This is a genomic window from Flavobacterium xanthum (genome assembly GCF_900142695.1).
Classification (GTDB): domain Bacteria; phylum Bacteroidota; class Bacteroidia; order Flavobacteriales; family Flavobacteriaceae; genus Flavobacterium; species Flavobacterium xanthum.
Genome location: NZ_FRBU01000031.1, coordinates 1 through 24,537 on the forward strand (window position 1 = coordinate 1; position 24,537 = coordinate 24,537).

Here is a 24,537-nt window from a genome sequence, read left to right on the forward strand (position 1 = left end):
CTCAGGACCCCTACCCATCGTTGTCTTGGTAAGCCGTTACCTTACCAACTAACTAATGGGACGCATGCTCATCTTTCACCGATAAATCTTTAATAGTGACTTCATGCGAAGCTGCTATACTATGAGGTATTAATCCAAATTTCTCTGGGCTATCCCTCTGTGAAAGGTAGATTGCATACGCGTTACGCACCCGTGCGCCGGTCTCTAGGTCCGAAAACCTATACCCCTCGACTTGCATGTGTTAAGCCTGCCGCTAGCGTTCATCCTGAGCCAGGATCAAACTCTTCATCGTATATTTTGTGAGTCCAGATAAATCTGTTCTCTTTGTTTATGCGACTCCAATTCTAATGGTCTTTATCAAATCTCTCGATTCTATTACTCTTATTCTTTTGTTCCGATTTGCATCGGAACGGCTGTCAATTCAATATGTCTAGGAACGTGTTCTTATCTTCTTTTCACCTCAATTACCACACTTTGTGTGTCTCTCGAAGCGGGTGCAAAAGTACAAACTCTTTTTTCAACTGGCAAGAAAAATGTGAAGTTTTTTTAGGAAATTTTTATCTCCGTTTAACCACTCTTTCTTATCAATCTCTCAAGGAACTTTGCCCGTTTTGCAGGGGTGCAAATGTAACATCCGTTTTCTAATCTCACAAGCTTTTTGAAATCTTTTTTAGAAAATAAATTCCTCCTCCGATTTCTATATCTTGCCAGTATTTAAAGGAACGTTTGCCGTTGTTGCGGGTGCAAAACTAACACCTTTATACCGTTATTCAAGCTTTTTATTCGCTTTTTTTTATCGCTTTCTTAACACTCTCTTTAACTCGCTGAAAATACGCTTCTTGAAAAAAAAGTTTTTTCTGCTTACCTCACCCTATCCAAAGCAAAGCATGCAAAAATAACCAAAATCTAGTTTTTTTATCATTATATCCCTCTAGGAGCGATTGGAAATGCAATCCCTTTTAGACATTTATTGGTTCTCTAAGTCGCTTTGTTAGGATCAAAGACAGGACTATCCTGAAATTAGGTCCTTGACTGCAGTATCATCTAAGATAGGTTAGGTTTTTTTAACTCTTGGGCAGTTGTTACTTGTCTATTTCTTAGGGTACATATTATAGTAAGACATTTTATACCTACCTATATATAAGGTACACCGAATTCTAAATCAATTACACAACTCCCCGCGTTAGGGATAGCAGCGTAAAGCCCGCAGCCAAGTGAAGTGTAACGCAACTTGACGAGGACTTGTAGCGAATAGCCCGACCCATTATAAAAAAGAGGCTACTACCCAATTAGATAATAGCCTCTTTTTTATAATGGGAAACGCCCAAGTTATTATTATTACTAGGTTCACGCATTTATTAAACCGCTGCTTAATATTCCCACCGGCGTGTTTTATTCAATTCTTCTTGTTCTTTGATAATTTCAGCCGGTATTACTTTGAGGAATGAACAATGTTGCTCTATAGCATATTCGATTTTTTCAACAATTTCCTCAACAGTATCCTTATCGTAATCAATATCCAAAGGCTCTTTAATAATGAAGGATTGAAGAATGCCCTTCTTTTTCATACGTAATCCTTTTTTATCAAATGAACGACGGAAGCCATCGATCACAATAGGAACAACAATAGGTCTGTGCTGTTTTATAATATGAGCCGTTCCTTTACGAACTGGCTTAAAGGATTTAGTTGTCCCTTGCGGAAAGGTTATAACCCATCCGTCTTTTAAAGCAATTTTAATATTTTCAGTATCATCTGGATTAATGTCTTTTTTCTCCAGAACATCGACTCCCTTAGCTCTCCAAGTTCTTTCGACCGCAATTGCGCCTGCATAAGCCATAATTCGTGGCAACAACCCTGCCTGCATTGTTTCTTTTGCAGCTACATAATAGATGTTCATTTTAGGCTGCCAGAGATAACATACGTTTTTAATAGAATCATCACGACCGCTGAGACTTGCATTAAAAACATGGAACATTGCTACGACATCAGCAAAGTACGTTTGATGATTCGAAATGAAAAGAACATTAGTGTCAGGTAAATTCCTTATGATTTCTGAACCTTCAATTTGCAATTCATTGAAACCTCTATATCGTCGATGCGTGATGGCGCCGAAAATCCTGATTAACCATTTTTTTAAAAACAGGATGTGACCAAAAGGATTTCTCTTAAATAATCCCATAAAATTATGTGTTTTTTGTATTTAGCAAACCTACGAAATTAATTTTTGATTGTTTTTAGCATTCTAAAACCGTTGCTTCCTATCTAATTTAAGAATATAAGACTTCTTTTAAAACCTCTTTCAATTCGCTAAGCATCATTGCTGTTGCTCCCCAAACGATGTGGTTTTCAATTTTAAAAGCAGGAACACTGCTTTCATCTGAATAGGACGTTAAGACCTTAGTCTCGACAACAATTGAATCACTTAAAAAAATAGACAGAGGCAATTCAATTATATCTGCTACCTCAGAAAGCTGTGGCACAAATACTAGTTCCTCTTTACTAATACCTAAAAAAGGATACACCATAAAATTACTGGGTGGAATATATAATTGTGTAAAAGGTTTAAGTACTTGTATTTTATCTGGATGAATGCCAACTTCCTCGTGAGTTTCACGCAATGCTGTGTAAGCAAAATCCTTATCATCGATTTCGTATTTACCTCCTGGAAAGGCAATTTGAGCAGAATGCACCCCTTTGTATGAATTCCGAACAATCAATACCAGGTGTGTAATTTCATTTTTAGGATAAAAAAGCATCATTACTGCAGCTACTCTTGGATTTTTATCGCTAAAATCAATCTGTTTTAAGCTTTGTGACCGCTCTAATGGTGCCATTTTAATATGTGCATCAAAGGCAGGGAGCCTTACATCAAGTACTTTAGGAACAAACTGTAAAAATTCTTGAAAATCCATAATCAAAGTCTATTTTTGCACATTGAAATTTAATATAAATATAGTCTAGAAAATACCGTTACACAAATTTTCTGATACCAAAAGTCATACACAATGTACAGCAAAGAAGAAACACAAAAGTTAAAACGCGAATTCTGGGTTGAATTTTCGGAAAAATTTCCCCGAAAATGGTTGTTGTACGATACTAAGATCAAAGATTTTTCTTTTAAATTTTATGTAGATAATAAAAAGGCTCAAGTTTTAATAGCCATAGAACAGCGAAGCGATGAAAAAAGAATTGCTTATTTTGAGAAACTGAAATTTTTAAAAAATATTCTAGAAGAGGAATTCATTAAAGATCTGGTTTTTGAAAAAGAGCACACCTTGGAAAGTGGTAAAACGATTAGCCTTATTTGGGTTGAAAAACTAGGCGTTGGAGTTAGTAATAGAAAATACTGGCCGGAAATTTTTGAATTTTACAATGATAAAATGAATGCCTTGGAGCTATTTTATTCAGAGTATGATGGATATATTAAAGATATTGAACAATTTTAAAAATGAGTAAGAAATCAAACATAGCACTGTATTATCCAACTTCATATTCAATCACATATTGAATATATTATAAAGTATTATCCTATTACCATAATTAATGTACAGTTGCTTTCGGTTTTCTTGCTTTTTTCTGGTAATGATCGAAACTGTACAATCGACGCCTTCGTTATCTTTACAGGTAAATGTGTAAACAGTATCTGTTTCATTTTCCTCAATAGGTTGGTATTCTACAATTTCAAAAAGTTGGATAATTTGAGAATAAACTACAATTCTACTTTTATTAGTATCTAATGAAATTAAAATATTAACTAAATTTAAATCAGACCATTTTCCCCATTTCCCTTTTTCATTTTTCTCTAAAACACTAAAGCCTGAAGTTTTAAACTTATAATTTTGTCCATAAGAATGTTGTACTCCTAGAATCAAAAAAAGTAGAATAATATATCTTTTTATCATTGCTTAAAATTGAAAATTGATTGCCTCTGCTCTTGCGTATTCAAAATCGATAATCATTTCTTGTATGATTTCAGCAGCCGGTTTTATCTCGTGAATAAGACCGGCAATTTGACCGATTTCTAACTCTCCTTCGATTAAATCGCCCTCAAACATGCCTCTTTTTGCTCTAGCTCTTCCTAATAACGTAACTAATTCATCTTTTGTTGGACAAGTTTCATATAAATCCTGTACCTCTTGATAAAACTTATTTTTAATTAACCGAACTGGAGCAAGTTCCTTCAATGTCAATTGCGTATCTCCTTCCTTAACCTTTACAATCGATTCCTTGAAATTATCATGAGCTGACGATTCTAGTGACGCAGCAAATCTACTCCCAACTTGAACTCCATCGGCACCAAGAACCATGGCTGCTAGCATGCCGCGACCAGTAGCAATACCTCCGGCAGCAATCAACGGAATTGAAATTTTTTCTTTCACCATAGGAATAAGTGTCAGTGTTGTGGTTTCCTCTCTACCGTTATGGCCTCCAGCTTCAAATCCTTCGGCAACAATTGCGTCTACACCAGCATCTTGTGCTTTCAATGCAAAAACGGAGCTACTTACGACATGCACTACCGTTACCCCATTTTGTTTCAAGAATGACGTCCATGTTTTTGGATTACCCGCTGATGTAAAAACTATCCTAACCCCTTCCTCTACGATAATTTTCATTATTTCCTCAATGTTGGGATATAACATTGGAACATTTACTCCAAATGGTTTTGAAGTAGCTCTTTTACATTTTTGAATGTGTTCTCGCAAGACTTCGGGATACATAGAACCAGCACCAATCAATCCTAAACCACCAGCGTTACTGACGGCACTGGCTAATTTATACCCACTATTCCATATCATTCCGCCTTGAATGATAGGATATTTAATTTTGAAAAGTTCAGTGATTTTATTCATGTGGTATTAATGCTGTTATTTTTTTATTATTTTTCCACTTTTAGAGAAACTATCGGATTCCAATTTATAGAGGTACATTCCTTGATTCAACGCTTTTAAAGAAATTACAGCTGATTGAGGTGTTACTTTTTGTTCTAAAATTTTCTGTCCTAAAATAGTATAAATAAAAACGGTTCCACTTTCAAATTTTGTGGGCAAAGAAACGGAAATAGAATCAGTGGTTGGATTGGGATAAATTATAAAGTCATCTTTTGAAAATGACTCCGTCGACAATTGGTTGCGGACAATCAGTCCAAAATCTGGAATTCCATATCCATACTGATTGTTGGGAGTTAAAAATTTATCGGATGATTGAAGTACTAATTCTTTAATTTGCTGATTTGTTTTTTGTGGAAATGCTTGCCATAAACAAGCCACCATCCCGGCCATTATTGGCCCAGAAAAAGAAGTCCCATTTGCCGTTACAATATTCCCTGCTGCATCAGAAACAACTGCAGCTTGACCTTGCGCCATGATATCGGGTTTTATTCTACCGTCAGATGAAGGTCCTACTGAACTAAAGGAGGTTACTATTTCTACGGAGTTCACTGCACCTACTGCAATCACAGAGACAGCATCTGCTGGTACGGCAACATGTGGATTAGATGTACCACCCGAATTACCGGCCGAAGTCACCAGAATCATTCCTCTACTAAATGCAATTTCCGCACCTCGAGACATGAACGCTGTTGTACCATTCATTTCACTATAGGTATGGTTGTATGCTTCGTTATCAAAATCAAAATATCCTAAAGAGGTATTGATAATATCCACACCTAAACTGTCTGCCTTTTCTGCTGCTTCAACCCAAAGGGATTCTTCTACAGGATTTTCAGAAGTATCATCTTCTGTTATAAATAAATAATACGAAGCATCTGGGGCAGTTCCCACTAATGAATTCTCTTTGTAACCTCCCATTGCGGAAAGTACCGAAGTGCCATGCGAGACACCAGTATAAAAATCTGAATTTCTCAATACAAAATTATAACCACCCAAAATTTGGTCATTGGTTCTTAATTTTTGGAAAGGTTGTGTCGTATTAACACCCGGAAATCCCGCGTCCATAATAGCAATTACTTTTCCGGAGCCCGTGTAATTTTGTTGGTGCATTACTTGGCCGTTGAGCATTTGGATCTGATTTGAAGAGCTTCCATAAGCATAATCCACTTTTGTCTTCTTGGTCTTATTCCCTTGCTTTACCTTAATTGATTTTGCGCTTTTACCAATTTGATTTAATGATTTATCTGCAAAATCAACTTTACTGACAAATGAAAGCAGTAGTAAGTCATTTATTTTAGCCTGAGTTCCTCGCACATGAAGAGCATTTAGCCATTTTGATTTTGCCATCACAGTAATACCCGCAATAGCTTTTACTTGATTAATATAAGAAGCCTCAACAGGAACATCTTTAAAATCTAAAACAATACTTTGATTGGTTCTTCTATCTAATGCTCTCTGAGAAAGCATTTTCAATGGTGCATCAGCAAAGGATTGAGAACTAGGCTTTGCATTTAAATATACCCAAGCATCCTGCTGTGCAAAACCGTTTGTTGTAAGCAATAATAAAAGAAATATATAAAATTTTCTCATAGGTATCATCATTTGTTGTGCCATCGAGACTTCAACAGTAGCTGAAATTGAATGATGGTCAAAGCTATATTTGGTTTATTATTAGAATTTTAGGTGACCTTACTAGTACATTTCGATAATACAATAAAACGACTAAGAAATTACTCCTGATCCTATTAATTCATCTCCTACATACCAAGCTGCAAACTGTCCTTCGGTTATTGCAGATTGAGGTTCATCAAAAGCGACGTACATTCCATTTTCAAATTGATGCAAAGTGGCGCTTTGTAAGGGCTGTCTGTATCGAATTCTAGCCATTACATGCATGGTTTCTCCTTTGGCTAAAGCCAAATCTTTACGAATCCAGTGTACTTCCTCTTTTTCAATATGTAACGCTTTCTTGAATAATCCAGGATGCTGACTTGTTAATCCAGTATAGATCGTATTGGTCTCCACATTAGTAGCTATAATAAATAATGGATCCGTTGTTCCACCAACATTTAATCCTTTTCGTTGCCCAATAGTAAAATAATGAGCTCCTTGATGTTTTCCTACTACTTTTCCCATTTTTGGGGTATAAGAAATTTTTTCAGCCTCCAATTTTACATCTTCTTCAAAACTTAGACCTACTTCTTTTTCTAAATTATAAATAGGGTCATCTTTATCAATTTGGATAATATCGCCCGCTTTAGGTTGTAATTTTTGTTGTAAAAAATCTGGTAACCTTACTTTTCCAATGAAGCATAACCCTTGTGAATCTTTCTTTTCAGCAGTGATCAAATCCAATTGCCCAGCAATTTCTCGAACCTCTGGTTTTGTCAATTCTCCAATTGGAAACAGCGACTTTGCTAATTGTTCTTGTGACAATTGACAAAGAAAATAGGATTGATCCTTATTGGTGTCCGCACCTGCTTTTAGTTGATAGACCGTTTCGCCGTTCACTTCTATTTCGCTTTTTTGACAGTAGTGCCCTGTTGCAACAAAATCAGCCCCAAGACTCAACGCAATTTTCATGAAAACATCAAATTTTATTTCCCGATTACAAAGTACATCTGGGTTTGGAGTACGCCCTTTTTCGTATTCGTTGAACATGTAGTCCACGATTTTCTCTTTATATTCTTCACTTAAATCGACTGTTTGAAAAGGAATTCCTAACTTTTCTGCTACTAGCAAAGCATCATTACTATCTTCCAGCCACGGACATTCATTAGAAATAGTAACGGAATCGTCATGCCAATTCTTCATAAAAAGACCAATTACTTCATATCCTTGCTGTTGCAGCAAATATGCCGCAACACTTGAATCTACTCCCCCTGAAAGTCCAACAACAACACGCTTCATCTTCAAAAAATTATAATTTTATAAGACTGCAAAGTTACAAAAGATTTATAACAGTATTCGTTAAGTGTTTCGTTAATTGTTTTTGTCTTTTACTGCCTGTTCTTGAAAATTCATATTCGTTTCTTTGATCAATTTTCCTTTTTCAAAAAACTGCCATATTCCAGCTTTTTTTCCATTTAAAAACTGCCCTTTGGAAGCCACATTTCCATTAGATTCTTTGAAAATGGCTGCACCGTTATACACGTCATTCTTGAAATTAGATTCTTCCAGTAAGACTCCCTTCTCTGTGTATTTTTTATAAAAACCATTTTTCAAATTATTTTTATAATTAATCTCTTCTGCGACTTTACCACTAGGATAAAAAACGGTACGAAGCCCCTCTAGTTTTCCTTTACTATAATTTTCAATAGTCATTATGTTTTTTGAGGCCAAATGATAATATTTCCATTGCCCTTCAAATACTTTATTTACCACTTTACCCTCACTAACTTTATTGCTTTTTTGATCATAAAAAATAGTGAATGCTGAATTATCAATTGGATTAAACTCTCGTGTAGCAATTACCGACTTAGCTTTGGTATCATCATAAAAATAAAAAATACCTATTTCTTTACCATGTTCAAAATTACCTTCGTAACGAGGTCTTCGGGAATCCTGATAAAACCCTTTCCAAACTCCCTGTTTTTTTCCTCTGTCATCTAATTTATTAAAATTGGACTGAGACATGCAATTTTGGCTCAAAAGCATAAGAACTAAAAGGGTAAAAAAACTAATTTGATATTTTTTCATCACTACATTATATTAAGTCAATAGTACAAAACTACAATTGTACTCTTTTATTTTAAGCAAATTTACAAATTTATTATAGTTGTTCTCCCCTCCACTTAATTATGGATAAGAGAAACAGTTTAAACTTGTAAACTTTAAAGATAAAATATAAAATTCTAGATGGAATTACGGCGTTGAAAATTATCTACTAGTCGTTTTTAAAGTGGTGAGTAACCGTTAATTATAAAGTGTTTAATTAAACTAACAAGTATTTTTTAAAATAAATACTATAAAAAATACCCGATTCACCATATGTATCTTATTATCAATGCCTTATGATTAATTAAAATTATCTACCATTGAAGTTAAACAACTTTAAAAGAAACAATAAAGTTTCATGTTGTTTAGCAATTTATAATACTTATTAAACAAAATTCAAAAGCTATTTATTAATTTAGTGGAAACAAATAAACATTAAACACTATGAAAAATGTAATTAAATTGAAAAATCTAATGCTAATTGCATTATTTACCGCACTTTCCGTATCGTGCGACGATGACAATAATAACGACAATATGGTTGTGGACAACACCATTACAGGGAAAGCGGTAGCCAGTCCAAATTTAAGTATTTTGGTTCAGGCACTTGTCAGAGCGGAATTAGCTACTACTTTGAAAGGAGCTGGTCCCTTTACCGTTTTTGCACCCACGAATGAAGCATTTACCGCTTTTCTTGCCACCACTCCTTATGCTACAATAAATGATGTTCCAAAAGAAGCTTTAACACAAATATTATTGAATCATGTTGTCACTGGTTCTGTAAAATCTACAGATTTAACCACAGGATACATTAAAACTTTAGCCAAAGGTTCCGCATCAACTACTAATAATTTAAGCATGTATGTAAATATAACTGCTGGTGTGAAACTTAATGGAGTTGCGACCGTTACTACTCCAGATATCATGGCTTCAAATGGAGTGATTCATATTGTAGACAAAGTCATTGACTTGCCAACTATTGTAACTCATGCTGCAGCAAATGCTAATTTTAGTACTTTGGTAAGTGTTTTAAATCGTTCTGGAGAACCTAATTTCATAACTGCCTTATCTGGAACTGGTCCGTTTACCGTTTTTGCTCCAACAAATACTGCTTTTACAGCCTTGAATACGGAATTAGCCCCTGACGGGATTGCAGGAGTTTCTGCAGCAAATTTGACAAAAGTTTTACAATATCATGTGGTAAGTCCTGCTAATGTATTGGCAGCTAGCTTAACCGAAGGTCAAGTAGTTACTCCTATTCTAGTACCAGCTCAAACCTTTACAATACAATTATCTGGAGGAGCCAAAATTAAAGATGCTAGAAACAGATTTTCAAATATCATCATTACTGATGTTCAGTGTTCAAACGGTGTTATTCACGCTGTGGACAAAGTGTTACTCCCTCTTCTGTAATTATTTTTAAAGCAAAAAAAAGCTCTCAAAATTTTGAGAGCTTTTTTTATGAATTATTTCTTCTTTTTGTCTAATGCTTTTTGAGCTTCAGCTTGTTCCATCACTTCTTGTAATTTTTTCTGGAATTTACCTTGTTTCTTCGGCTCTTTCAATTTGTTTTCTTGAATTTGAGTATGAATTTTATCACTGTCGATAAAGTATCTTTTGATGACAATCATAATTCCAATAGTAATTAGATTCGAAATAAAGTTATACAAACTCAGTCCTGCACCATAACTATTGAAGAAAAACAACATCATGATTGGCGAAACATAGATCATGATTTTCATCATCTTAGCCATGTCTGGCATTCCCTCTTGTTGTGGAGCAGCCATTTGCTGGTCGCCAGATGTCATCTTCATGTAAAAGAAAATGGCTATCGAAGCCAATACTGGAAACAAACTGATGTGATTTCCATAAAAAGGAATATAAAAAGGCAATCTAATTACCTCATCAAAAGACGATAGATCATCTGCCCAAAGGAAGCTTTTTTGTCTCAACTCAAAAGCCGATGGGAAAAACTGAAACGAAGCATACATAAATGGAAGCTGTATCAATGCCGGAATACAACCCGCCATAGGATTTACTCCTGCTTTGTTGTATAACTTCATTGTTTCCTGTTGTTTCTTCATTGGGTCTTTTTTGAATTTTTCACCCAATTCTGTAATTTCAGGACGCAATACTTTCATCTTCGCTTGTGACAAGAACGATTTGAAAGTAATAGGCGACATCGCAATTTTAATGATGATAGTAAACACGATAATTGCAATTCCGTAAGCAATGTAAGAACTTAAAAATCCAAATAATGGAATAAAAATAAATTTATTGATCCATCCAAAAATCCCCCAACCTAACGAGATAATTTTTTCAAGGTTTTTATCATAATGCTTCAAGGTCTTATAATCAGTTGGACCAAAATACCAACTCATCTTATGATCCAATTCTCCATTAGTAAAAGCTAGCGGAATATTTGCTTTGAACTGTTTTGTAAAAAGTGTATCTATTTTGTCATCATGAACTAAATTCTCTGATTTTAATTTAGCCGTTTCAAATGGCGTTTTTGTCAATAGAATTGTAGAGAAAAAATGTTGCTTGAATGCCACGAAAGTTCCCTTTTGCACGTCTGATTCTTCTGTTTGACCTACACCTGAATAATCAATTTTACCGTCTTCATGCTCAAAATAAATTTCAGTGTAGCGATTTTCATAAGAAACACTTTTCTCATTTCTGTACGTTTTCAAATTCCATTCTAAATCTAATGGTTTTGCCGTATTCAATACTTTATTCAAACCTTGGGAACGAATATCAAAACCAATCATATAATCGTTTGGTTTCAAAATGTATTTGTATTCTAAGAATTCGTTGGCTCCGGCTTTCAATTTCATTGATAAAACCTGATCCGTTCCTACTTTCGTTAAAGTCGGTTCAAAATACAAGTCTTTTGAGTTTAATGTACGGTTATCACTAGTTAGTAATTGTACGTTTAAATTAGCATTATTGTCTTTAATTAATTGGACTAACTGCCCTGAACCTTTCTTAAATTTTTCATATTGTTTCAAAGTAGCTTCAACAATATACCCCCCTTTATTAGCAATGGTCAACTTTACCAATTCGTTTTCGATAGTTGTAAGACCTGCTTTAGCAGAAGGAAGAGTTGCAGAATAAGCAAAATTTCCTAAGTTTTTTTGTAATTGGGCAATTTGTGTAGAATCTCCCGTTGCTACTGCAACAGTTGCTTTGGCTACCGTTTTAGCTTCTAACTCTTTCGCTTTCGCTTCTTTAATTACCAACTCTTTTTGAGCTTTTTCAGCTGCAACCACTTTCGGGTCTGGTTGATTTTGATACATGATAAAAACCAAAATACCAAAAATTAATGCAAAACCTATAATCGAATTGAGGTCAAATTTTTTTTGTTCCATTATAATATTTAAAAAAGTTTAATCTAATTAGTATACCGTTTGATGAATTGTTTCAAAAAACTAAAACTATTTTTTCTTTGCTTTAACGGCTGCTGCCACAAAATTCACAAAAATGGGATGTGGATTCGCAACCGTACTTTTATATTCCGGATGGTATTGAACCCCGATAAAAAAAGGATGGTCTTCTATTTCTATAATCTCAACTAACCCGGTGTCAGGATTTACTCCAGACGCAATCAATCCTGCATTTTGTAATTGTGCTACATAATTGCTATTGTACTCATAGCGATGACGGTGACGTTCTGAAATTGTTTCTTTTCCGTATATTTTATAAGCCAATGAATCTTTTTTGATCTCACATTTCCATGCACCAAGACGCATTGTCCCTCCTTTATCCGTAATTGTTTTTTGCTCTTCCATAAGGTTTACCACTGGATGCGCTGTATGTTCATTCATTTCGGTTGAATTGGCATCAGTGTAACCCAGAATATTTCTTGAATATTCTATGATAGCCATTTGCATTCCTAAACAAATCCCAAAGAATGGCACTTTATTTTCACGAGCGTATTGCACTGCTGCAATTTTCCCTTCAATTCCTCTTTCTCCAAAACCTGGCGCCACAAGTATTCCATCTAAGCCCGAAAATTTCTCGTTTATGTTGTTGGCATCAATATGTTCTGAATGAATTGACACTACATTTACCTTCGTTTCATTAGCAGCACCAGCATGAATGAACGCTTCCAAAATAGATTTGTAGCAATCTTGCATTTCTACATATTTCCCAACCAAACCGATATTTACTGTATGCTTCGGATTTTTCAATCGGCGTAAAAAAGTATTCCAGTTTTTTAAGTCTGGTGCTGCTTTTTTAGGCAGATCTAATTTTTTTAAAGCCACGACGTCAAGTCCTTCTTCCAACATTAAATTAGGCACTTCATAAATAGTAGAAGCATCTATGGATTGAATAACGGCTTCTCTTTTTACATTACAAAATAAAGCTAATTTATTTCGTAATTCTTCCGAAATTTCATGCTCAGTTCTGCACACTAAAATATCCGCTTTTATTCCGCTTTCCATCAAGGTTTTCACGGAATGCTGTGTCGGTTTTGTTTTTAATTCTCCGGCTGCAGCCAAATAAGGCACCAAAGTAAGGTGAATTACAATTCCGTTGTGCTCCCCTAATTCCCACACCAATTGACGAACAGATTCAATATATGGCAACGATTCAATATCACCTACCGTTCCACCAATTTCTGTAATAACAATATCATAGTCACCGGAATTTCCTAGCAACTGCATTCTTTCTTTGATTTCATTGGTAATATGCGGAACGACTTGTACCGTTTTACCAAGAAATTCTCCTCTTCGTTCCTTTTCAATAACGGAAAGATATATTCGTCCTGTAGTTACATTATTGGCTTGAGACGTAGGAACATTCAAGAAACGCTCATAATGTCCTAAATCTAAATCCGTTTCAGCGCCATCATCAGTAACATAACATTCCCCATGTTCATAAGGATTTAATGTTCCGGGATCTACATTGATGTACGGGTCAAACTTTTGGATGGTTGTACGGTATCCTCTTGCTTGTAACAATTTTGCCAAAGATGCCGCGATGATTCCTTTCCCTAAAGAAGAAGTCACACCGCCAGTAACAAAAATATATTTCGTTTGATTCATTCTATTGTTGTTTGTGTTGTAGTTGTGTAAAAAAACGTGGCAAAAGTACAATTATAAATTGTCAAATTGAAAATTAAATCGGTTTTGGGTACCGTTTTTTTATATTTCGAATTAACTCTTCTAGACCATTGAGTTTTAATTCATAAATTAATTTCAATTGTTCTCCCAATTCTCCTTTTGGAAACCCTTTATTACTGTACCACACAATATAATATTCCGGAATATCAATAAGAAACCACCCTTCATATTTACCAAAAGGCATTTTAGTGTGAGCGAGTTTGATGAGTTGTTTTTGGTTTTGATCCATTTTTTATAAAAAAAGGAACAAGAGATAAGAAACTAGAACCATTAATGCTTCCTGTATCGTATCTCTTGCTCCTAAAATCTCTTTATTTCCAGTTAAAAATTATTCGTTTCTCGATTTCAGGATGCAAGCTTAAGAAAACTGGACAAGTCATCGCCACTCTTTCCAGTATGATTCTGTTTTTTTCCTCAATCGTTCCGTACATCTCAAAAGCAATTTCTATCGCACCAATACGTCTCGGTTCAGCATTCATAATTTTAATTACTTCGGCGGTGGAACCTGTCAAATCAACTTCCATTTCTCGTGCCTTTATTCCCATTATCGTTATCATACACGTTGCCAAAGCATTAGCAACTGTATCTGTTGGAGAAAAAGCCTCCCCTTTCCCATTGTTATCTACTGGTGCATCTGAAAGAATTTCCGTCCCTGACTGCAAATGAATCGAAGATGTTCTCAAATCGCCCAAATAAGTTACTATTGATGTCATGTTTGCTATTATTTATTTTTATTCGTCCCAACACTGCAAGGAGGGCGTTGCATTAAAGTTTCATTAAGCTGCTTACATTTCCGGCAGGCGTACTTTTAGTTGGCTTCTTTTATGGTCAAATCTGTGTCGTAGTATAAAATATAGATTCCTTTATTGATATAACCTCCATCTCCTTTTTTATAAAATTCAAATTTATTGTCGATTTGTTCCGTTGCGGTACTATCAATTGTTTCTTGATATTTTACATCTTGTGACAAGCGCAGCATAGTATCAAAAGTAACATCAAATCCTCTCGTAGCAAAGTCACTAGGATCAATCTTGTTTTTCTCTCTAAACTCTTTTTGAAAAATCAAAGCCTCGGGAGATTCGTTTTCTCGAGTAACTGAAGGATACATTAATTTCAGTTTAGTCAGATTTACATAACTAATTTCATCGGTATCTAATGTTTCATTTGGCTCCAGAATAACAAGTTGTACTTTGTATGATGCCATAGCACCTAACATAGTGGCTATTGTTGATTTTATCATTCCCGTATTTGCGGTTTCCATCACTACATAATTCATTTTATCTTTCACAAACAAGCTTTTCAGATTTTCAGGCGATACTCCTCCGTTTGCGTTAAGTGCTGCAAAACGCACGTCTTTGTGATTTTCTTTAATAAATTGAATAACGGATCCTTTCTTTCTATCAACTACTGCCACTATATTACCGCCTTTTGAACGCATATAATCGAACATGGCGTTTTTGACTGCGTCTGGATCTGGGATTGATTGAAAAATATTAGCATAGGATACGCCCAAGTCTTTTGACAATGGCGATATAACAGGCACTTGATTTGGCAATAAAATTTCGGCAGTTTTTTCGACATTACTTTGATAGAAAGGACCAATAATAGCGTCTGCAACTTCTAAATTATTTTTTTGAATCAGCGAAGCAACAGCAGAACTATTTTTCGTTTCCTCTGAATCCAATATATTTATTTCAAAGTTAAGTCCTAATGTTTTGGCGGAATCAATAGCCATCAAAGCACCTGCATAAAAATCCAATGTCATATTTAGAAATTTATCTTTTTTCAAACGTGTAACCATCGAATTAACGGTATCGCCTTCAATTTTTGAAACATTAAAAGGCAAGAGCAGCGTTAATTTCTTTCTGTTATTGTTTGAACTACTTTTTGACAATTCCGCATACTCCTTTTTACTTTCTGGAGTAAGCACTAATGTTGCAGGAATTCTCAAAACCATACCTTCAATTACACCTTGTGCTAATTCTGGATTAATTGCTATCAATTCCTCTTGAGTTACACCCGTCATCTTTGACAAGCTGTACAGCGTCTCTTTCGGTTTTACGACATAATTCAGGTAATTGGTTGCAGGTATAGTTTTTACAGGATTTGTGACAACAGCCTCTTTTTTAGGCTCTATGGCTGTAGGGATTTTTTCTGCTTTAGGCGCTTTTCCTTTAATTAATAATTTGAATCCTTCTGGCAAATTAGATACCACTTCAGGATTCTTGCGCTCTAACTCTTCAATAGTAATGCCGTATTGCTTTGCAATTGAATACTTTGTTTCTTTTGGAAGTACGTAGTGAAACACTACTTTTTCTGAGATTGCGGCTGTACTCTTTTGGATTTTATTAGAAGGAATAATAAGTGATTGCCCTATTTGAAGTCCTTCTTTTTCCAGAAATGGATTGGCTTGTTTTAAGGCTTCGTCAGAAACTCCATATTTCTTTTCAATACCATATAGCGTTTCTTTAGGCAGAACCTCGTGCGTTACAGCCACATTCCCTTTTTTAGTTGGAAGAATGGCTAGTTGTTTGCCAGAACTTTTAGGAATTAGTAAAACACTATTTGGTTTTAGTCCAGTTTGTGCATCCGGATTCAATTGATAAATATCATACGGAGTTACATTATATTTTTGAGCAATCTGACTGATTGTTTCCCCTTTTTCGACCTTGTGTGTAGTTGTTTTACTTTGTGCAAAAACACTAAAATTAAAACACAAAGCTGTCATACAAATCGCAAAAAAATATTTCATCGCTTTTATTTATAAATTATTTAATAAAGTAACGGTACCAAATTTTATTCCAAAAATCTGATACCGTTTTATAATGAACATTCGAACTAGCTATTCTAGGGATATAAAAAACTAAATTATTATTCCCATTCAATAGTTGCCGGTGGTTTTGAACTGATATCGTATACTACTCTATTAACACCTCTTACTTTATTGATAATGTCATTTGACACTTTCATCAAGAAATCATACGGTAAATGCACCCAGTCCGCTGTCATCCCGTCTGTAGATTCTACTGCGCGAAGTGCCACCACTTTTTCATACGTTCGCTCATCACCCATAACTCCTACACTGTTTACGGGAAGCAAGATTGCTCCTGCCTGCCATACTTTATCGTACAAGCCCCAAGATTTTAATCCATCAATAAACACGGCATCAACATCTTGTAAAATTTGAACTTTCTCTGGGGTAATATCTCCTAAAATTCTAATGGATAATCCTGGTCCAGGAAAAGGATGTCTTCCTAATAATTCTGGATCTATCCCTAATGAAGCTCCTACTCTACGCACTTCATCTTTAAAAAGCATGCGAAGTGGCTCCACGATTTTCAGTTTCATGTAATCTGGTAAACCACCTACATTATGGTGCGATTTTATAGTAGCTGATGGTCCTTTTACAGAGACCGATTCAATAACATCAGGATATATTGTTCCTTGCGCCAACCATTTAACATCTTCGATAAGGTGTGACTCATCATCAAAAACTTCGATGAATACCCGTCCTATTATTTTACGTTTTGTCTCAGGATCACTCACTCCAGCTAATTCGCTTAAAAAACGATCGCCTGAATCTACTCCTTTTACGTTTAAACCCATTCCTTTGTATTGGTCTAACACATTTTGGAATTCGTTCTTACGAAGCAAACCATTATTAACAAAAATACAATATAGATTTTTGCCAATTGCTTGATGCAAGAGAACTGCTGCTACAGTGGAATCTACTCCTCCTGAAAGTCCAAGAACTACTTTATCATCTTGCAATTTCTCTTTCAATTCTGCTACCATTTCGCTAACAAAAGCTTTTGGTGTAAAATTTTGAGGCACTTCTGCTATTTTAACTAAAAAGTTTTCTAACATTTTTGATCCATCCGTAGAGTGAAAAACTTCTGGATGGTACTGAATAGCATAAGTTGTCTCCCCTTCTATTCGATACGCTGCAAATTCCACATCATGTGTACTTGCCAGTTTTACTCCATTTGAAGGTAGTACTTTTACACTATCGCTGTGACTCATCCAGACTTGACTATTCTCTGAAACTCCTTCAAAGAAAACTTCATCCTCTTTTATGTAAGATAAATTCGCTCTACCATATTCTCTTGTATTTGAAGCGGCTACTTCACCACCACTAAAATGAGCTAAGTATTGTGCTCCGTAACATACGGCAAGCATTGGTAATTTACCTCTAATTTGAGATAAATCAGGATGTGGCGCATCTTCTGCTCGTACAGAAAAAGGGCTACCTCCAAGAATTACTGCTTTATAAGAAGACAAATCACTCGGAAAATGATTGTATGGGAAAATTTCGCAGAATATATTTAATTCGCGAACTCTACGCGCAATAAGTTGTGTGTATTGCGATCCGAAATCTAAAATAAGGACGTTGTGTTGCATGCGCAAAAATACTTTTTATATTTTGAATTGAAAAATTGAATTTTGAAAAATATTTATTTTATTTTTAATGCTGTTATAATCTCCTGCCTCTCGTAAAAACCGAAGCGCCAGCATCCTTCAAAAGTTACTTCCATACAAGGTAGGCTTTAAAGCTACAATGATTTATATTTGCGGCCTTTACCTATAATAAAGATAAAAAAATGAAACTTAAAAAATTTATTGCTATCGCAATTTTTGGGTTTGTAGCCCTATCCTGTAGTGTAATTGATGATTTATTGACTTTTTCAATAGACAATCAAACTACTGTTACAATTCCAAGCGGTTTTCCTGTCAATACTGCATTTGAATTAATTACTCCAGATATTACCTCCAATTCAAGTTCCGAATTTGAGAACAACAATACAAAAGCGGAATTGGTTAAGGATGTAAAACTAAAAGAACTGAAATTGACTGTAACTAATCCTGCTAATAAATCGTTTTCATTTTTGAAATCCATACGTATGTATATTTCTACGAATGACAGTGATGAAATTGAATTGGCTTTTTTAACAGACATAAACTCCACTTCAAATACAATAGATCTAACGTGTACTTCCGAAAAATTAGACAAATACATTAAAGCGCCTAGTTTCAGATTAAGAATTTCAGCGGTGACAAAAGAAACTATTACCCAAGATATCGCTATAAAAGCAGCGATGAAATTTCAAGTTACTGCCGATCCTTTTTAGGAGAGAAGTACCCTTAGCCTATTTTGTGAAAATTTAATTATGCTATGAGGTCGTATATAAAAAAACAGACTCCTAAATAATTTTAGGAGTCTGTTTTTTTTATATAACCCTTGCAACTAAAAGTACAAACTACTCTTTAACTAAAATAATTGTAGCCTTGAATCCCGTACCAAGATTCCATTGACTTCCAGAAATTAAAGCTCCCTTATCATCATAAACCTTAAATTCAGCAGTATTTGGACCAGAGCTTCCTTGATTTAGCGCTTCAAAATCGATCTTATTGAATCCTTTCTCTAATACAATTTCAAAACCTTTGAAAGCACTATCCAAGTTTACTTGATTCTGAATCACTTTATCATTCAAGTACACTCTAATTTGATCTCCATCGACATAAGCTGCATCACGATACATAACCTTTGCCGTAACAGATCCTGTTTGATAATTACCTAAATTCTGATTTTTTCGATATACAATACCTTGTGAATTATCTTCTTTTTTATTCCACTTGTCTTTATATACATCTCCCGGATTAATAAATTCATTCTTTGGAGTCATCGAAAAATTATTTGCAGGTGTAATCGTGCGCAAAGGGCTGGGGTTTGGGTTGAATATTTCCGGATTCTTAAATACATTTGGCGTCTTAATCGGCGGAATATCTGCCTTAGGTGGAATTGTCTTTTTTATTTTTGGCGCATTAGTTTTAAGTGGAATCGCTTTAAATTTGGAACTAAATTCACTTTGAGCATAGCCACTCAAAGACATGCTGATCATTATCATTAAAAATAAAATCCTTTTCATAACTTTCTAAATTAGTTTATCAGTGCTTATAAAATTTTAAAAATAAAAAACCAATTGTATTTATTCAAAAATTAGGCAACAATTTAACTTTCATTCATAACTCCCAAATCTGCCTTTTATTACATTTTAGAAAACAAAACAGTTAAAGTTCACCACTTTAAATTCGAACTTTTTAATCCAAAATTGGTATTCTTATTTCACTTTTTTTTCTAACTTGCAAATAGTATGCCATACCGTAAATAGCATTTCGATTGTCACAAATATTTAAAAAACCAAAAAAATGAAAAGAGAAAACATATTGACAGGCTCACCTTGGGAAGATAAAATGGGATATTGCAGAGCGGTACGCATTGGAAACATTATTGAAGTTTCCGGAACCGTGGCTCTAGTAGATGGCGAAAAAGTAAAAGCTACTGATGCGTATGCACAAACAATGAACATAATGGAACGCGTAAAAGTAGTTCTAGAAGACTTGAAAGTTAGCATGGAAGACGTTATAAGAACCCGTATATTTACGACAGATATAACCACATTTGAAGATGTAGCCAAAGCGCATGCTCATTTTTTTAAAGATATAAAACCCGCTACCGGTTTCTATGAAATCAGTAAACTAGTAGCTCCTGAATATTTAGTAGAAATTGAATTTACCGCAATAGCCACCGAAAAATCATTAATTCAAAAAGGATTATAATACTTTTGTCAAAATACTTTGCCGCCTTTTACTAATGATTCTAGAAAAAACCAAAAAAACTTCTTCGCTTCTATTCCAATGGATTTTTATCTGTAGCATAGTAGGCGTTTTATCTGGATCGGCATCTGCATTTTTTCTTGTCGCTTTAGAATGGGTTACGCAAATCAGAGAAAACAACAGTTGGATTATTTGGCTTTTGCCAATAGGCGGCTTATTAATAGGATTAGGATATCATTACTGGGGAGAATCAGTCGTTAAGGGGAATAATTTATTATTGGAAGAATACGAAAACCCAAAACAAATTATTCCATTAAAAATGGCTCCTTTGATCCTTATAGGCACATTACTAACGCATCTTTTTGGCGGGTCGGCGGGTCGAGAAGGAACTGCAGTACAAATGGGCGGCGCCATTGCAGATCAGTTTACAAAGCTATTTCAACTCGATTCTTCCGAAAGAAAAACAATACTCATTCTAGGAATCAGTGCGGGATTCGCCTCCATTTTTGGGACACCTTTGGCAGGAGCACTATTCGCTTTAGAAGTTGTTTATTTCAGTAAAATCAATCTAAAAAGCGTCTTATTGTCTTTTCTAGTTGCTTACATAGCCTATTTTACGGTAGCATTGTGGCAGGTGCAACACACCCATTATGCTATTCCTTTTGTGCCAGCAATAACCGTTATCAATTTATTTTGGGTAGTGCTTGTGAGTATTCTATTTGGCTTAGCCGCCATGCTTTTTTCCAGAAGCACACACTTATGGAGTCACTTGTTCTCAAAAACAATATCCTTTCCTCCTCTTCGTCCCTGTGTAGGAGGAATTATTCTAGCTGTAGCATTATTTTTTATTGGAACAACAAAATTTGCAGGTTTAGGAATTCCCGTTATCGTTGATGCTTTTACAATTCCTAATGCTCCATCCGACTTCCTGCTTAAAATATTATTTACCGGTTTTACATTAGGCGCTGGCTTTAAAGGTGGTGAAGTCACTCCATTGTTCTTTGTTGGCGCCACTTTGGGAAGCGCCTTATCACTGCTAGTTCCCTTACCAATAGCACTTTTAGCAGGAATGGGATTTGTAGCTGTTTTTTCGGGAGCAACTCACACGCCTATTGCCTGTACCGTAATGGGATTGGAACTTTTTGGGATTGAAAGTGGTCTTTTCATTGGACTTGCTTGCGGAATTGCTTATTTTAGTTCGGGTTCCATGGGGATTTATAAAGCCCAAATAGTTAGGGGAGCAAAATACTACGTATACCAAAAATTGAAAAGAAAAAAAACAGACTTTTTATAACCTTCTAAAAGTTTGTTAATTGTATAAATGATTTCAACTTTACATTAAAAAAATGTAATTTCGCAGACTATGAATATACAAGACATTGAAGCGATACAGTTGTTATTAGCAACTCCAAAAAAAATTGCCATAATCCCACACCGAGGTCCTGACGGAGACGCCATGGGTTCTACGCTGGGTTTATACCATTTTTTATTAAAAAACAAACACCATCCAGTGGTGGTTTCTCCTAATGAATTTCCAGATTTTCTGGCTTGGATGCCGGGATCTGAAACTGTTAAAATATTCGAAAAAGACAAACAAAACTGCACAAAAATTCTTGAAGATGCAGAACTTATTTTTACATTAGACTTTAATGCTTTGCATCGTACCGGTGAGATGGAACACGTGTTAGCCAAACTAAAAGCCCCTTTTGTGATGATAGACCATCATCAAAAGCCAGATGATTATGCCATTGTGACCTACTCAGACACCTCTTTTGGTTCTACTTGCGAAATGCTGTATAACTTTATTTTATTTCTTGGCAAAAAACAAGATATAGATAAAACTATTGGAACCTGTATTTACACTGGAATCCTTACGGATTCTGGTTCTTTTCGTTTCCCAAAAACAACCGGAACAACGCATAGAATTGTAGCTGAATTAATTGATTTAGGCGTCGAAAATACTGAAATTCCAAGTTTATTATTTGACAATAGTTCCTATGGGCGTTTACAAATATTAGGTCGAGCACTTCAAAACATGATTATCCTGCCGGAACATAAAACCGCCTACACCACTTTGACGCAGGAGGAATTGAATTCCTTTGATTATGTTAAAGGCGATACGGAAGGAATTGTGAATTATGGCTTAAGCATCAAAGGAATCCTTTTTACAGCTATATTTATAGAAAATAAAGAAGAGAAAATAATCAAAATTTCATTTCGTTCCCAAGGTGATTTTGATGTCAATCAATTTGCAAGAGATTATTTTAACGGAGGAGGACATCGCAATGCTGCGGGAGGGAAATCATCCGATACGATGGAAGAAACCAAAAAGAAATTTGAAGATTTGATAACAAAATTAAGCATCTAATCCTATGAAAAATAGCACGCGAATAGCCGTTGTATTTTTTTTGTTTCTTCTAATTTCCAGTTGCAAACAGCATCAAGAAGCCAGAAGACCAATCTCTCAGGCTTCTGGGAGTTTCATGAAAAAATCTATTGCCCGCAACAAAAAACTGGTTTCTACTGAGGAAAGCCAAATTCAGAATCTAATCAAGAGCAATCCTAATGTAGTGTACTTGGCCTCCAAAAAAGGATACTGGTACTCCTATGTAACACGAAATACTACTGATACGCTTACACCAAAAAAAGGAGATGTGGCCTTCTTTGATTACGAAATCAAAGATTTAAAAGGAACCATTTTTTATTCGGAGTTAGAATTAAGACCTCAAACGTACTATGTGGACAAACAAAATATCATGATGGGCTTGCGTGACGGTATTAAGTTGATGCGTAAAAACGAAAAAGTAACCTTCCTTTTTCCGTCCAATATGGCGTATGGATACCATGGTGATGATAAAAAAATTGGCACCAACCAACCTATAATTTGTACCGTTACACTTCGTGATTTTAAATCGGAAGTAGTGTATAAAAAAGAAAGTCAATTAAAGGTATCAACGCCCACAGTTGCACCACCAATAAAGAAAGAAGCACCCGCTTTGAGTAAACCTCAAGACACTTTAACTCCACAAAATTAAATTTAGAAATGAAAAAAAAGATCCTATTCGTATTCCTAGTAATCGCCTCCTTTTATTCTTGCAAAGAAGAACACAGCAATCTGCCAGATGGCTTGTATGCTAAAATTGAAACTAATAAAGGAGACATCATCGTTCAATTAGACTTCGAAAAAGCGCCAATTACGGTCGCTAATTTTGTGGCCTTAGCCGAAGGAAAAAATGAATTTGTAACCAATGAAAACCTTAAAAACAAACCTTTTTTTGACGGTTTGAAATTCCACAGAGTGATCAAAGATTTCATGATACAAACCGGAGATCCATTAGGAACAGGATCTGGAGATACAGGATATAAATTTAAAGATGAATTCTCAGATTTAAAGTTTGATAACGCTGGTGTTTTGGCTATGGCCAATAACGGACCGATGACCAACAGCAGTCAATTTTTCATCACGCATCTTGCAACACCTTGGTTGGATGGCAAGCATACTATTTTTGGTCATGTAGTTGAAAAAGGAATCGACGTAGTCAACAAAATTGAACAAAACGATTACATCAATAAAGTAACCATTATTCGAAATGGCGAAAATGCAAAGAAATTCAACGCTGCAAAAATATTCAATGATTACTTTGCCGTTGAATCTGAAAACCAAAAGAAAAAAGCAGCTATTGATGCTGAAAACAAAAGAGTGTACAACGAAAAATACAAAGTAGTTCGCGAGGAAAAAGTAGCTTATTTTACTGATTTAAAAACCAAAGCAACAAAAACACCTACAGGATTAGAATACGTGATTACCCAAAAAAGTGGTGGAAAAAAACCCGCTAAGGGAAGCAATATATTCATTCACTATTCTGGTTTTCTAGAAGATGGAGAATTATTTGATGCCAGCGTAGAAAATGTTGCTCAAACTTTCGGAAAATACGATGAAAACAGAGCCGCTCAAAACGGATATCAACCCATTCCTTTTCAAGCAGGCAAAAAAGATGGCATGATTCCTGGTTTTATAGAAGGATTGGAGCAATTGTCTCTTGGAGATAAAGCGGTTATTTTTATCCCGTCGCGTTTAGGATATGGAGCAGCTGGAGCTGGAGGCGTAATCCCACCCAATGCTAACATCATTTTTGAAATTGAGTTATTAGAAAAAATGCCCCAATAGTTTTAAACAATAAGCCTT

22 protein-coding genes and 1 rRNA gene are annotated in these 24,537 nt (G+C 35.1%); 8 read left to right on the forward strand and 15 right to left on the reverse strand.

The genetic code is table 11. From position 1 onward, the window contains the following. From BUC11_RS12420 to BUC11_RS12430, 3 genes are all read right to left on the reverse strand, one after another. Nucleotides 1-292: ribosomal RNA gene (locus BUC11_RS12420) — 16S ribosomal RNA — on the reverse strand; the annotation flags it as partial. A 1,078-nt stretch (nucleotides 293-1,370) separates the two neighbouring features. Further along, on the reverse strand, nucleotides 1,371-2,180 hold the full coding sequence (locus BUC11_RS12425) for a lysophospholipid acyltransferase family protein (protein WP_073354498.1): 810 nt from the start codon (nucleotides 2,178-2,180) through the stop codon (nucleotides 1,371-1,373). An 88-nt stretch (nucleotides 2,181-2,268) separates the two neighbouring features. Then, nucleotides 2,269-2,913: an NUDIX hydrolase gene (locus tag BUC11_RS12430; protein WP_073354500.1), complete on the reverse strand. Its 645-nt coding sequence runs from the start codon at nucleotides 2,911-2,913 to the stop codon at nucleotides 2,269-2,271. A gap of 93 nt (nucleotides 2,914-3,006) precedes the next feature. Here BUC11_RS12430 and BUC11_RS12435 point away from each other — a divergent pair, with 93 nt between their 5' ends. After that, on the forward strand, nucleotides 3,007-3,447 hold the full coding sequence (locus BUC11_RS12435) for a DUF4268 domain-containing protein (protein WP_073354502.1): 441 nt from the start codon (nucleotides 3,007-3,009) through the stop codon (nucleotides 3,445-3,447). A 51-nt stretch (nucleotides 3,448-3,498) separates the two neighbouring features. Here BUC11_RS12435 and BUC11_RS12440 read toward each other — a convergent pair whose 3' ends face one another. From BUC11_RS12440 to BUC11_RS12460, 5 genes are all read right to left on the reverse strand, one after another. Continuing rightward, nucleotides 3,499-3,903 (reverse strand): hypothetical protein, encoded by a 405-nt coding sequence (locus BUC11_RS12440; RefSeq protein ID WP_073354504.1) that lies wholly within the window; start codon nucleotides 3,901-3,903, stop codon nucleotides 3,499-3,501. 3 nt (nucleotides 3,904-3,906) lie between these two features. Then, nucleotides 3,907-4,851 carry an NAD(P)H-dependent flavin oxidoreductase gene (locus BUC11_RS12445; protein ID WP_073354508.1) on the reverse strand — a complete coding sequence of 315 codons (945 nt, stop codon included), beginning with the start codon at nucleotides 4,849-4,851 and terminating at the stop codon, nucleotides 3,907-3,909. Nucleotides 4,852-4,866: 15 nt separating this feature from the next. Further along, on the reverse strand, nucleotides 4,867-6,480 hold the full coding sequence (locus BUC11_RS12450; protein ID WP_073354563.1) for a S8 family peptidase: 1,614 nt from the start codon (nucleotides 6,478-6,480) through the stop codon (nucleotides 4,867-4,869). Nucleotides 6,481-6,612: 132 nt separating this feature from the next. Further along, nucleotides 6,613-7,800 (reverse strand): tRNA 2-thiouridine(34) synthase MnmA, encoded by a 1,188-nt coding sequence (gene mnmA, locus BUC11_RS12455; protein WP_073354510.1) that lies wholly within the window; start codon nucleotides 7,798-7,800, stop codon nucleotides 6,613-6,615. A gap of 72 nt (nucleotides 7,801-7,872) precedes the next feature. Continuing rightward, nucleotides 7,873-8,589: a toxin-antitoxin system YwqK family antitoxin gene (locus BUC11_RS12460; RefSeq protein WP_073354512.1), complete on the reverse strand. Its 717-nt coding sequence runs from the start codon at nucleotides 8,587-8,589 to the stop codon at nucleotides 7,873-7,875. A gap of 462 nt (nucleotides 8,590-9,051) precedes the next feature. Here BUC11_RS12460 and BUC11_RS12465 point away from each other — a divergent pair, with 462 nt between their 5' ends. Then, entirely contained in the window at nucleotides 9,052-10,020 is a 969-nt protein-coding gene (locus BUC11_RS12465; RefSeq protein ID WP_073354514.1) for a fasciclin domain-containing protein, read from the forward strand. Between the two features lie 53 nt (nucleotides 10,021-10,073). Here the strand turns inward: BUC11_RS12465 and yidC are convergent, their stop codons facing one another. From yidC to guaA, 6 genes are all read right to left on the reverse strand, one after another. After that, the gene (gene yidC, locus BUC11_RS12470; RefSeq protein ID WP_073354516.1) at nucleotides 10,074-11,978 is read right to left on the reverse strand and encodes a membrane protein insertase YidC; all 1,905 of its coding nucleotides are present in this window, start codon (nucleotides 11,976-11,978) and stop codon (nucleotides 10,074-10,076) included. Nucleotides 11,979-12,044: 66 nt separating this feature from the next. Beyond that, nucleotides 12,045-13,658, reverse strand: coding sequence for a CTP synthase (locus tag BUC11_RS12475; protein ID WP_073354520.1), 1,614 nt, complete (start codon nucleotides 13,656-13,658; stop codon nucleotides 12,045-12,047). A 73-nt stretch (nucleotides 13,659-13,731) separates the two neighbouring features. Beyond that, the gene (locus BUC11_RS12480) at nucleotides 13,732-13,965 is read right to left on the reverse strand and encodes a DUF3820 family protein (protein ID WP_066082415.1); all 234 of its coding nucleotides are present in this window, start codon (nucleotides 13,963-13,965) and stop codon (nucleotides 13,732-13,734) included. Between the two features lie 82 nt (nucleotides 13,966-14,047). Next, nucleotides 14,048-14,449, reverse strand: coding sequence for an OsmC family protein (locus BUC11_RS12485; RefSeq protein WP_073354522.1), 402 nt, complete (start codon nucleotides 14,447-14,449; stop codon nucleotides 14,048-14,050). A 95-nt stretch (nucleotides 14,450-14,544) separates the two neighbouring features. Then, nucleotides 14,545-16,488 (reverse strand): LysM peptidoglycan-binding domain-containing protein, encoded by a 1,944-nt coding sequence (locus BUC11_RS12490; RefSeq protein ID WP_073354524.1) that lies wholly within the window; start codon nucleotides 16,486-16,488, stop codon nucleotides 14,545-14,547. A 119-nt stretch (nucleotides 16,489-16,607) separates the two neighbouring features. After that, nucleotides 16,608-18,137: a glutamine-hydrolyzing GMP synthase gene (gene guaA / locus BUC11_RS12495; RefSeq protein ID WP_073354527.1), complete on the reverse strand. Its 1,530-nt coding sequence runs from the start codon at nucleotides 18,135-18,137 to the stop codon at nucleotides 16,608-16,610. Nucleotides 18,138-18,337: 200 nt separating this feature from the next. Between guaA and BUC11_RS12500 the strand changes: the two genes are divergently transcribed. Then, complete coding sequence (locus BUC11_RS12500) at nucleotides 18,338-18,865, forward strand: hypothetical protein (RefSeq protein ID WP_073354528.1); 528 nt, start codon at nucleotides 18,338-18,340, stop codon at nucleotides 18,863-18,865. A 129-nt stretch (nucleotides 18,866-18,994) separates the two neighbouring features. On the opposite strand, the gene BUC11_RS12505 is transcribed toward BUC11_RS12500, so the two are convergent. Further along, nucleotides 18,995-19,663 (reverse strand): hypothetical protein, encoded by a 669-nt coding sequence (locus BUC11_RS12505; protein ID WP_073354532.1) that lies wholly within the window; start codon nucleotides 19,661-19,663, stop codon nucleotides 18,995-18,997. A 280-nt stretch (nucleotides 19,664-19,943) separates the two neighbouring features. Between BUC11_RS12505 and BUC11_RS12510 the strand changes: the two genes are divergently transcribed. The 5 genes from BUC11_RS12510 to BUC11_RS12530 all read left to right on the forward strand — a co-directional run bounded on the left by BUC11_RS12510 (nucleotide 19,944) and on the right by BUC11_RS12530 (nucleotide 24,519). Then, nucleotides 19,944-20,354 (forward strand): RidA family protein, encoded by a 411-nt coding sequence (locus tag BUC11_RS12510; protein WP_073354534.1) that lies wholly within the window; start codon nucleotides 19,944-19,946, stop codon nucleotides 20,352-20,354. Between the two features lie 34 nt (nucleotides 20,355-20,388). Continuing rightward, on the forward strand, nucleotides 20,389-21,645 hold the full coding sequence (locus BUC11_RS12515) for a voltage-gated chloride channel family protein (protein WP_073354536.1): 1,257 nt from the start codon (nucleotides 20,389-20,391) through the stop codon (nucleotides 21,643-21,645). A 69-nt stretch (nucleotides 21,646-21,714) separates the two neighbouring features. Next, nucleotides 21,715-22,719 (forward strand): DHH family phosphoesterase, encoded by a 1,005-nt coding sequence (locus BUC11_RS12520; protein WP_073354538.1) that lies wholly within the window; start codon nucleotides 21,715-21,717, stop codon nucleotides 22,717-22,719. A gap of 4 nt (nucleotides 22,720-22,723) precedes the next feature. Continuing rightward, nucleotides 22,724-23,386, forward strand: a complete 663-nt coding sequence (gene gldI, locus BUC11_RS12525; RefSeq protein ID WP_073354540.1) for a gliding motility-associated peptidyl-prolyl isomerase GldI — start codon at nucleotides 22,724-22,726, stop codon at nucleotides 23,384-23,386. 8 nt (nucleotides 23,387-23,394) lie between these two features. Then, nucleotides 23,395-24,519, forward strand: coding sequence for a peptidylprolyl isomerase (locus BUC11_RS12530; protein WP_073354542.1), 1,125 nt, complete (start codon nucleotides 23,395-23,397; stop codon nucleotides 24,517-24,519). Nucleotides 24,520-24,537: the final 18 nt, after the last annotated feature.

What these genes read in the sequence shown, in the direction of transcription:
- mnmA (WP_073354510.1), bottom strand. Translation starts at nt 7,800, where the DNA reads ATGAAGCGTGTTGTTGTTGGACTTTCAGGGGGAGTAGATTCAAGTGTT.
- BUC11_RS12490 (WP_073354524.1), bottom strand. Translation starts at nt 16,488, where the DNA reads ATGAAATATTTTTTTGCGATTTGTATGACAGCTTTGTGTTTTAATTTT.
- BUC11_RS12500 (WP_073354528.1), top strand. Translation starts at nt 18,338, where the DNA reads ATGAAACTTAAAAAATTTATTGCTATCGCAATTTTTGGGTTTGTAGCC.
- BUC11_RS12515 (WP_073354536.1), top strand. Translation starts at nt 20,389, where the DNA reads ATGATTCTAGAAAAAACCAAAAAAACTTCTTCGCTTCTATTCCAATGG.
- BUC11_RS12445 (WP_073354508.1), bottom strand. Translation starts at nt 4,851, where the DNA reads ATGAATAAAATCACTGAACTTTTCAAAATTAAATATCCTATCATTCAA.
- BUC11_RS12480 (WP_066082415.1), bottom strand. Translation starts at nt 13,965, where the DNA reads ATGGATCAAAACCAAAAACAACTCATCAAACTCGCTCACACTAAAATG.
- BUC11_RS12510 (WP_073354534.1), top strand. Translation starts at nt 19,944, where the DNA reads ATGAAAAGAGAAAACATATTGACAGGCTCACCTTGGGAAGATAAAATG.
- BUC11_RS12430 (WP_073354500.1), bottom strand. Translation starts at nt 2,913, where the DNA reads ATGGATTTTCAAGAATTTTTACAGTTTGTTCCTAAAGTACTTGATGTA.
- BUC11_RS12505 (WP_073354532.1), bottom strand. Translation starts at nt 19,663, where the DNA reads ATGAAAAGGATTTTATTTTTAATGATAATGATCAGCATGTCTTTGAGT.
- BUC11_RS12530 (WP_073354542.1), top strand. Translation starts at nt 23,395, where the DNA reads ATGAAAAAAAAGATCCTATTCGTATTCCTAGTAATCGCCTCCTTTTAT.
- BUC11_RS12465 (WP_073354514.1), top strand. Translation starts at nt 9,052, where the DNA reads ATGAAAAATGTAATTAAATTGAAAAATCTAATGCTAATTGCATTATTT.
- BUC11_RS12475 (WP_073354520.1), bottom strand. Translation starts at nt 13,658, where the DNA reads ATGAATCAAACGAAATATATTTTTGTTACTGGCGGTGTGACTTCTTCT.
- BUC11_RS12485 (WP_073354522.1), bottom strand. Translation starts at nt 14,449, where the DNA reads ATGACATCAATAGTAACTTATTTGGGCGATTTGAGAACATCTTCGATT.
- BUC11_RS12450 (WP_073354563.1), bottom strand. Translation starts at nt 6,480, where the DNA reads ATGAGAAAATTTTATATATTTCTTTTATTATTGCTTACAACAAACGGT.
- yidC (WP_073354516.1), bottom strand. Translation starts at nt 11,978, where the DNA reads ATGGAACAAAAAAAATTTGACCTCAATTCGATTATAGGTTTTGCATTA.
- gldI (WP_073354540.1), top strand. Translation starts at nt 22,724, where the DNA reads ATGAAAAATAGCACGCGAATAGCCGTTGTATTTTTTTTGTTTCTTCTA.
- BUC11_RS12425 (WP_073354498.1), bottom strand. Translation starts at nt 2,180, where the DNA reads ATGGGATTATTTAAGAGAAATCCTTTTGGTCACATCCTGTTTTTAAAA.
- guaA (WP_073354527.1), bottom strand. Translation starts at nt 18,137, where the DNA reads ATGCAACACAACGTCCTTATTTTAGATTTCGGATCGCAATACACACAA.
- BUC11_RS12435 (WP_073354502.1), top strand. Translation starts at nt 3,007, where the DNA reads ATGTACAGCAAAGAAGAAACACAAAAGTTAAAACGCGAATTCTGGGTT.
- BUC11_RS12460 (WP_073354512.1), bottom strand. Translation starts at nt 8,589, where the DNA reads ATGAAAAAATATCAAATTAGTTTTTTTACCCTTTTAGTTCTTATGCTT.
- BUC11_RS12440 (WP_073354504.1), bottom strand. Translation starts at nt 3,903, where the DNA reads ATGATAAAAAGATATATTATTCTACTTTTTTTGATTCTAGGAGTACAA.
- BUC11_RS12520 (WP_073354538.1), top strand. Translation starts at nt 21,715, where the DNA reads ATGAATATACAAGACATTGAAGCGATACAGTTGTTATTAGCAACTCCA.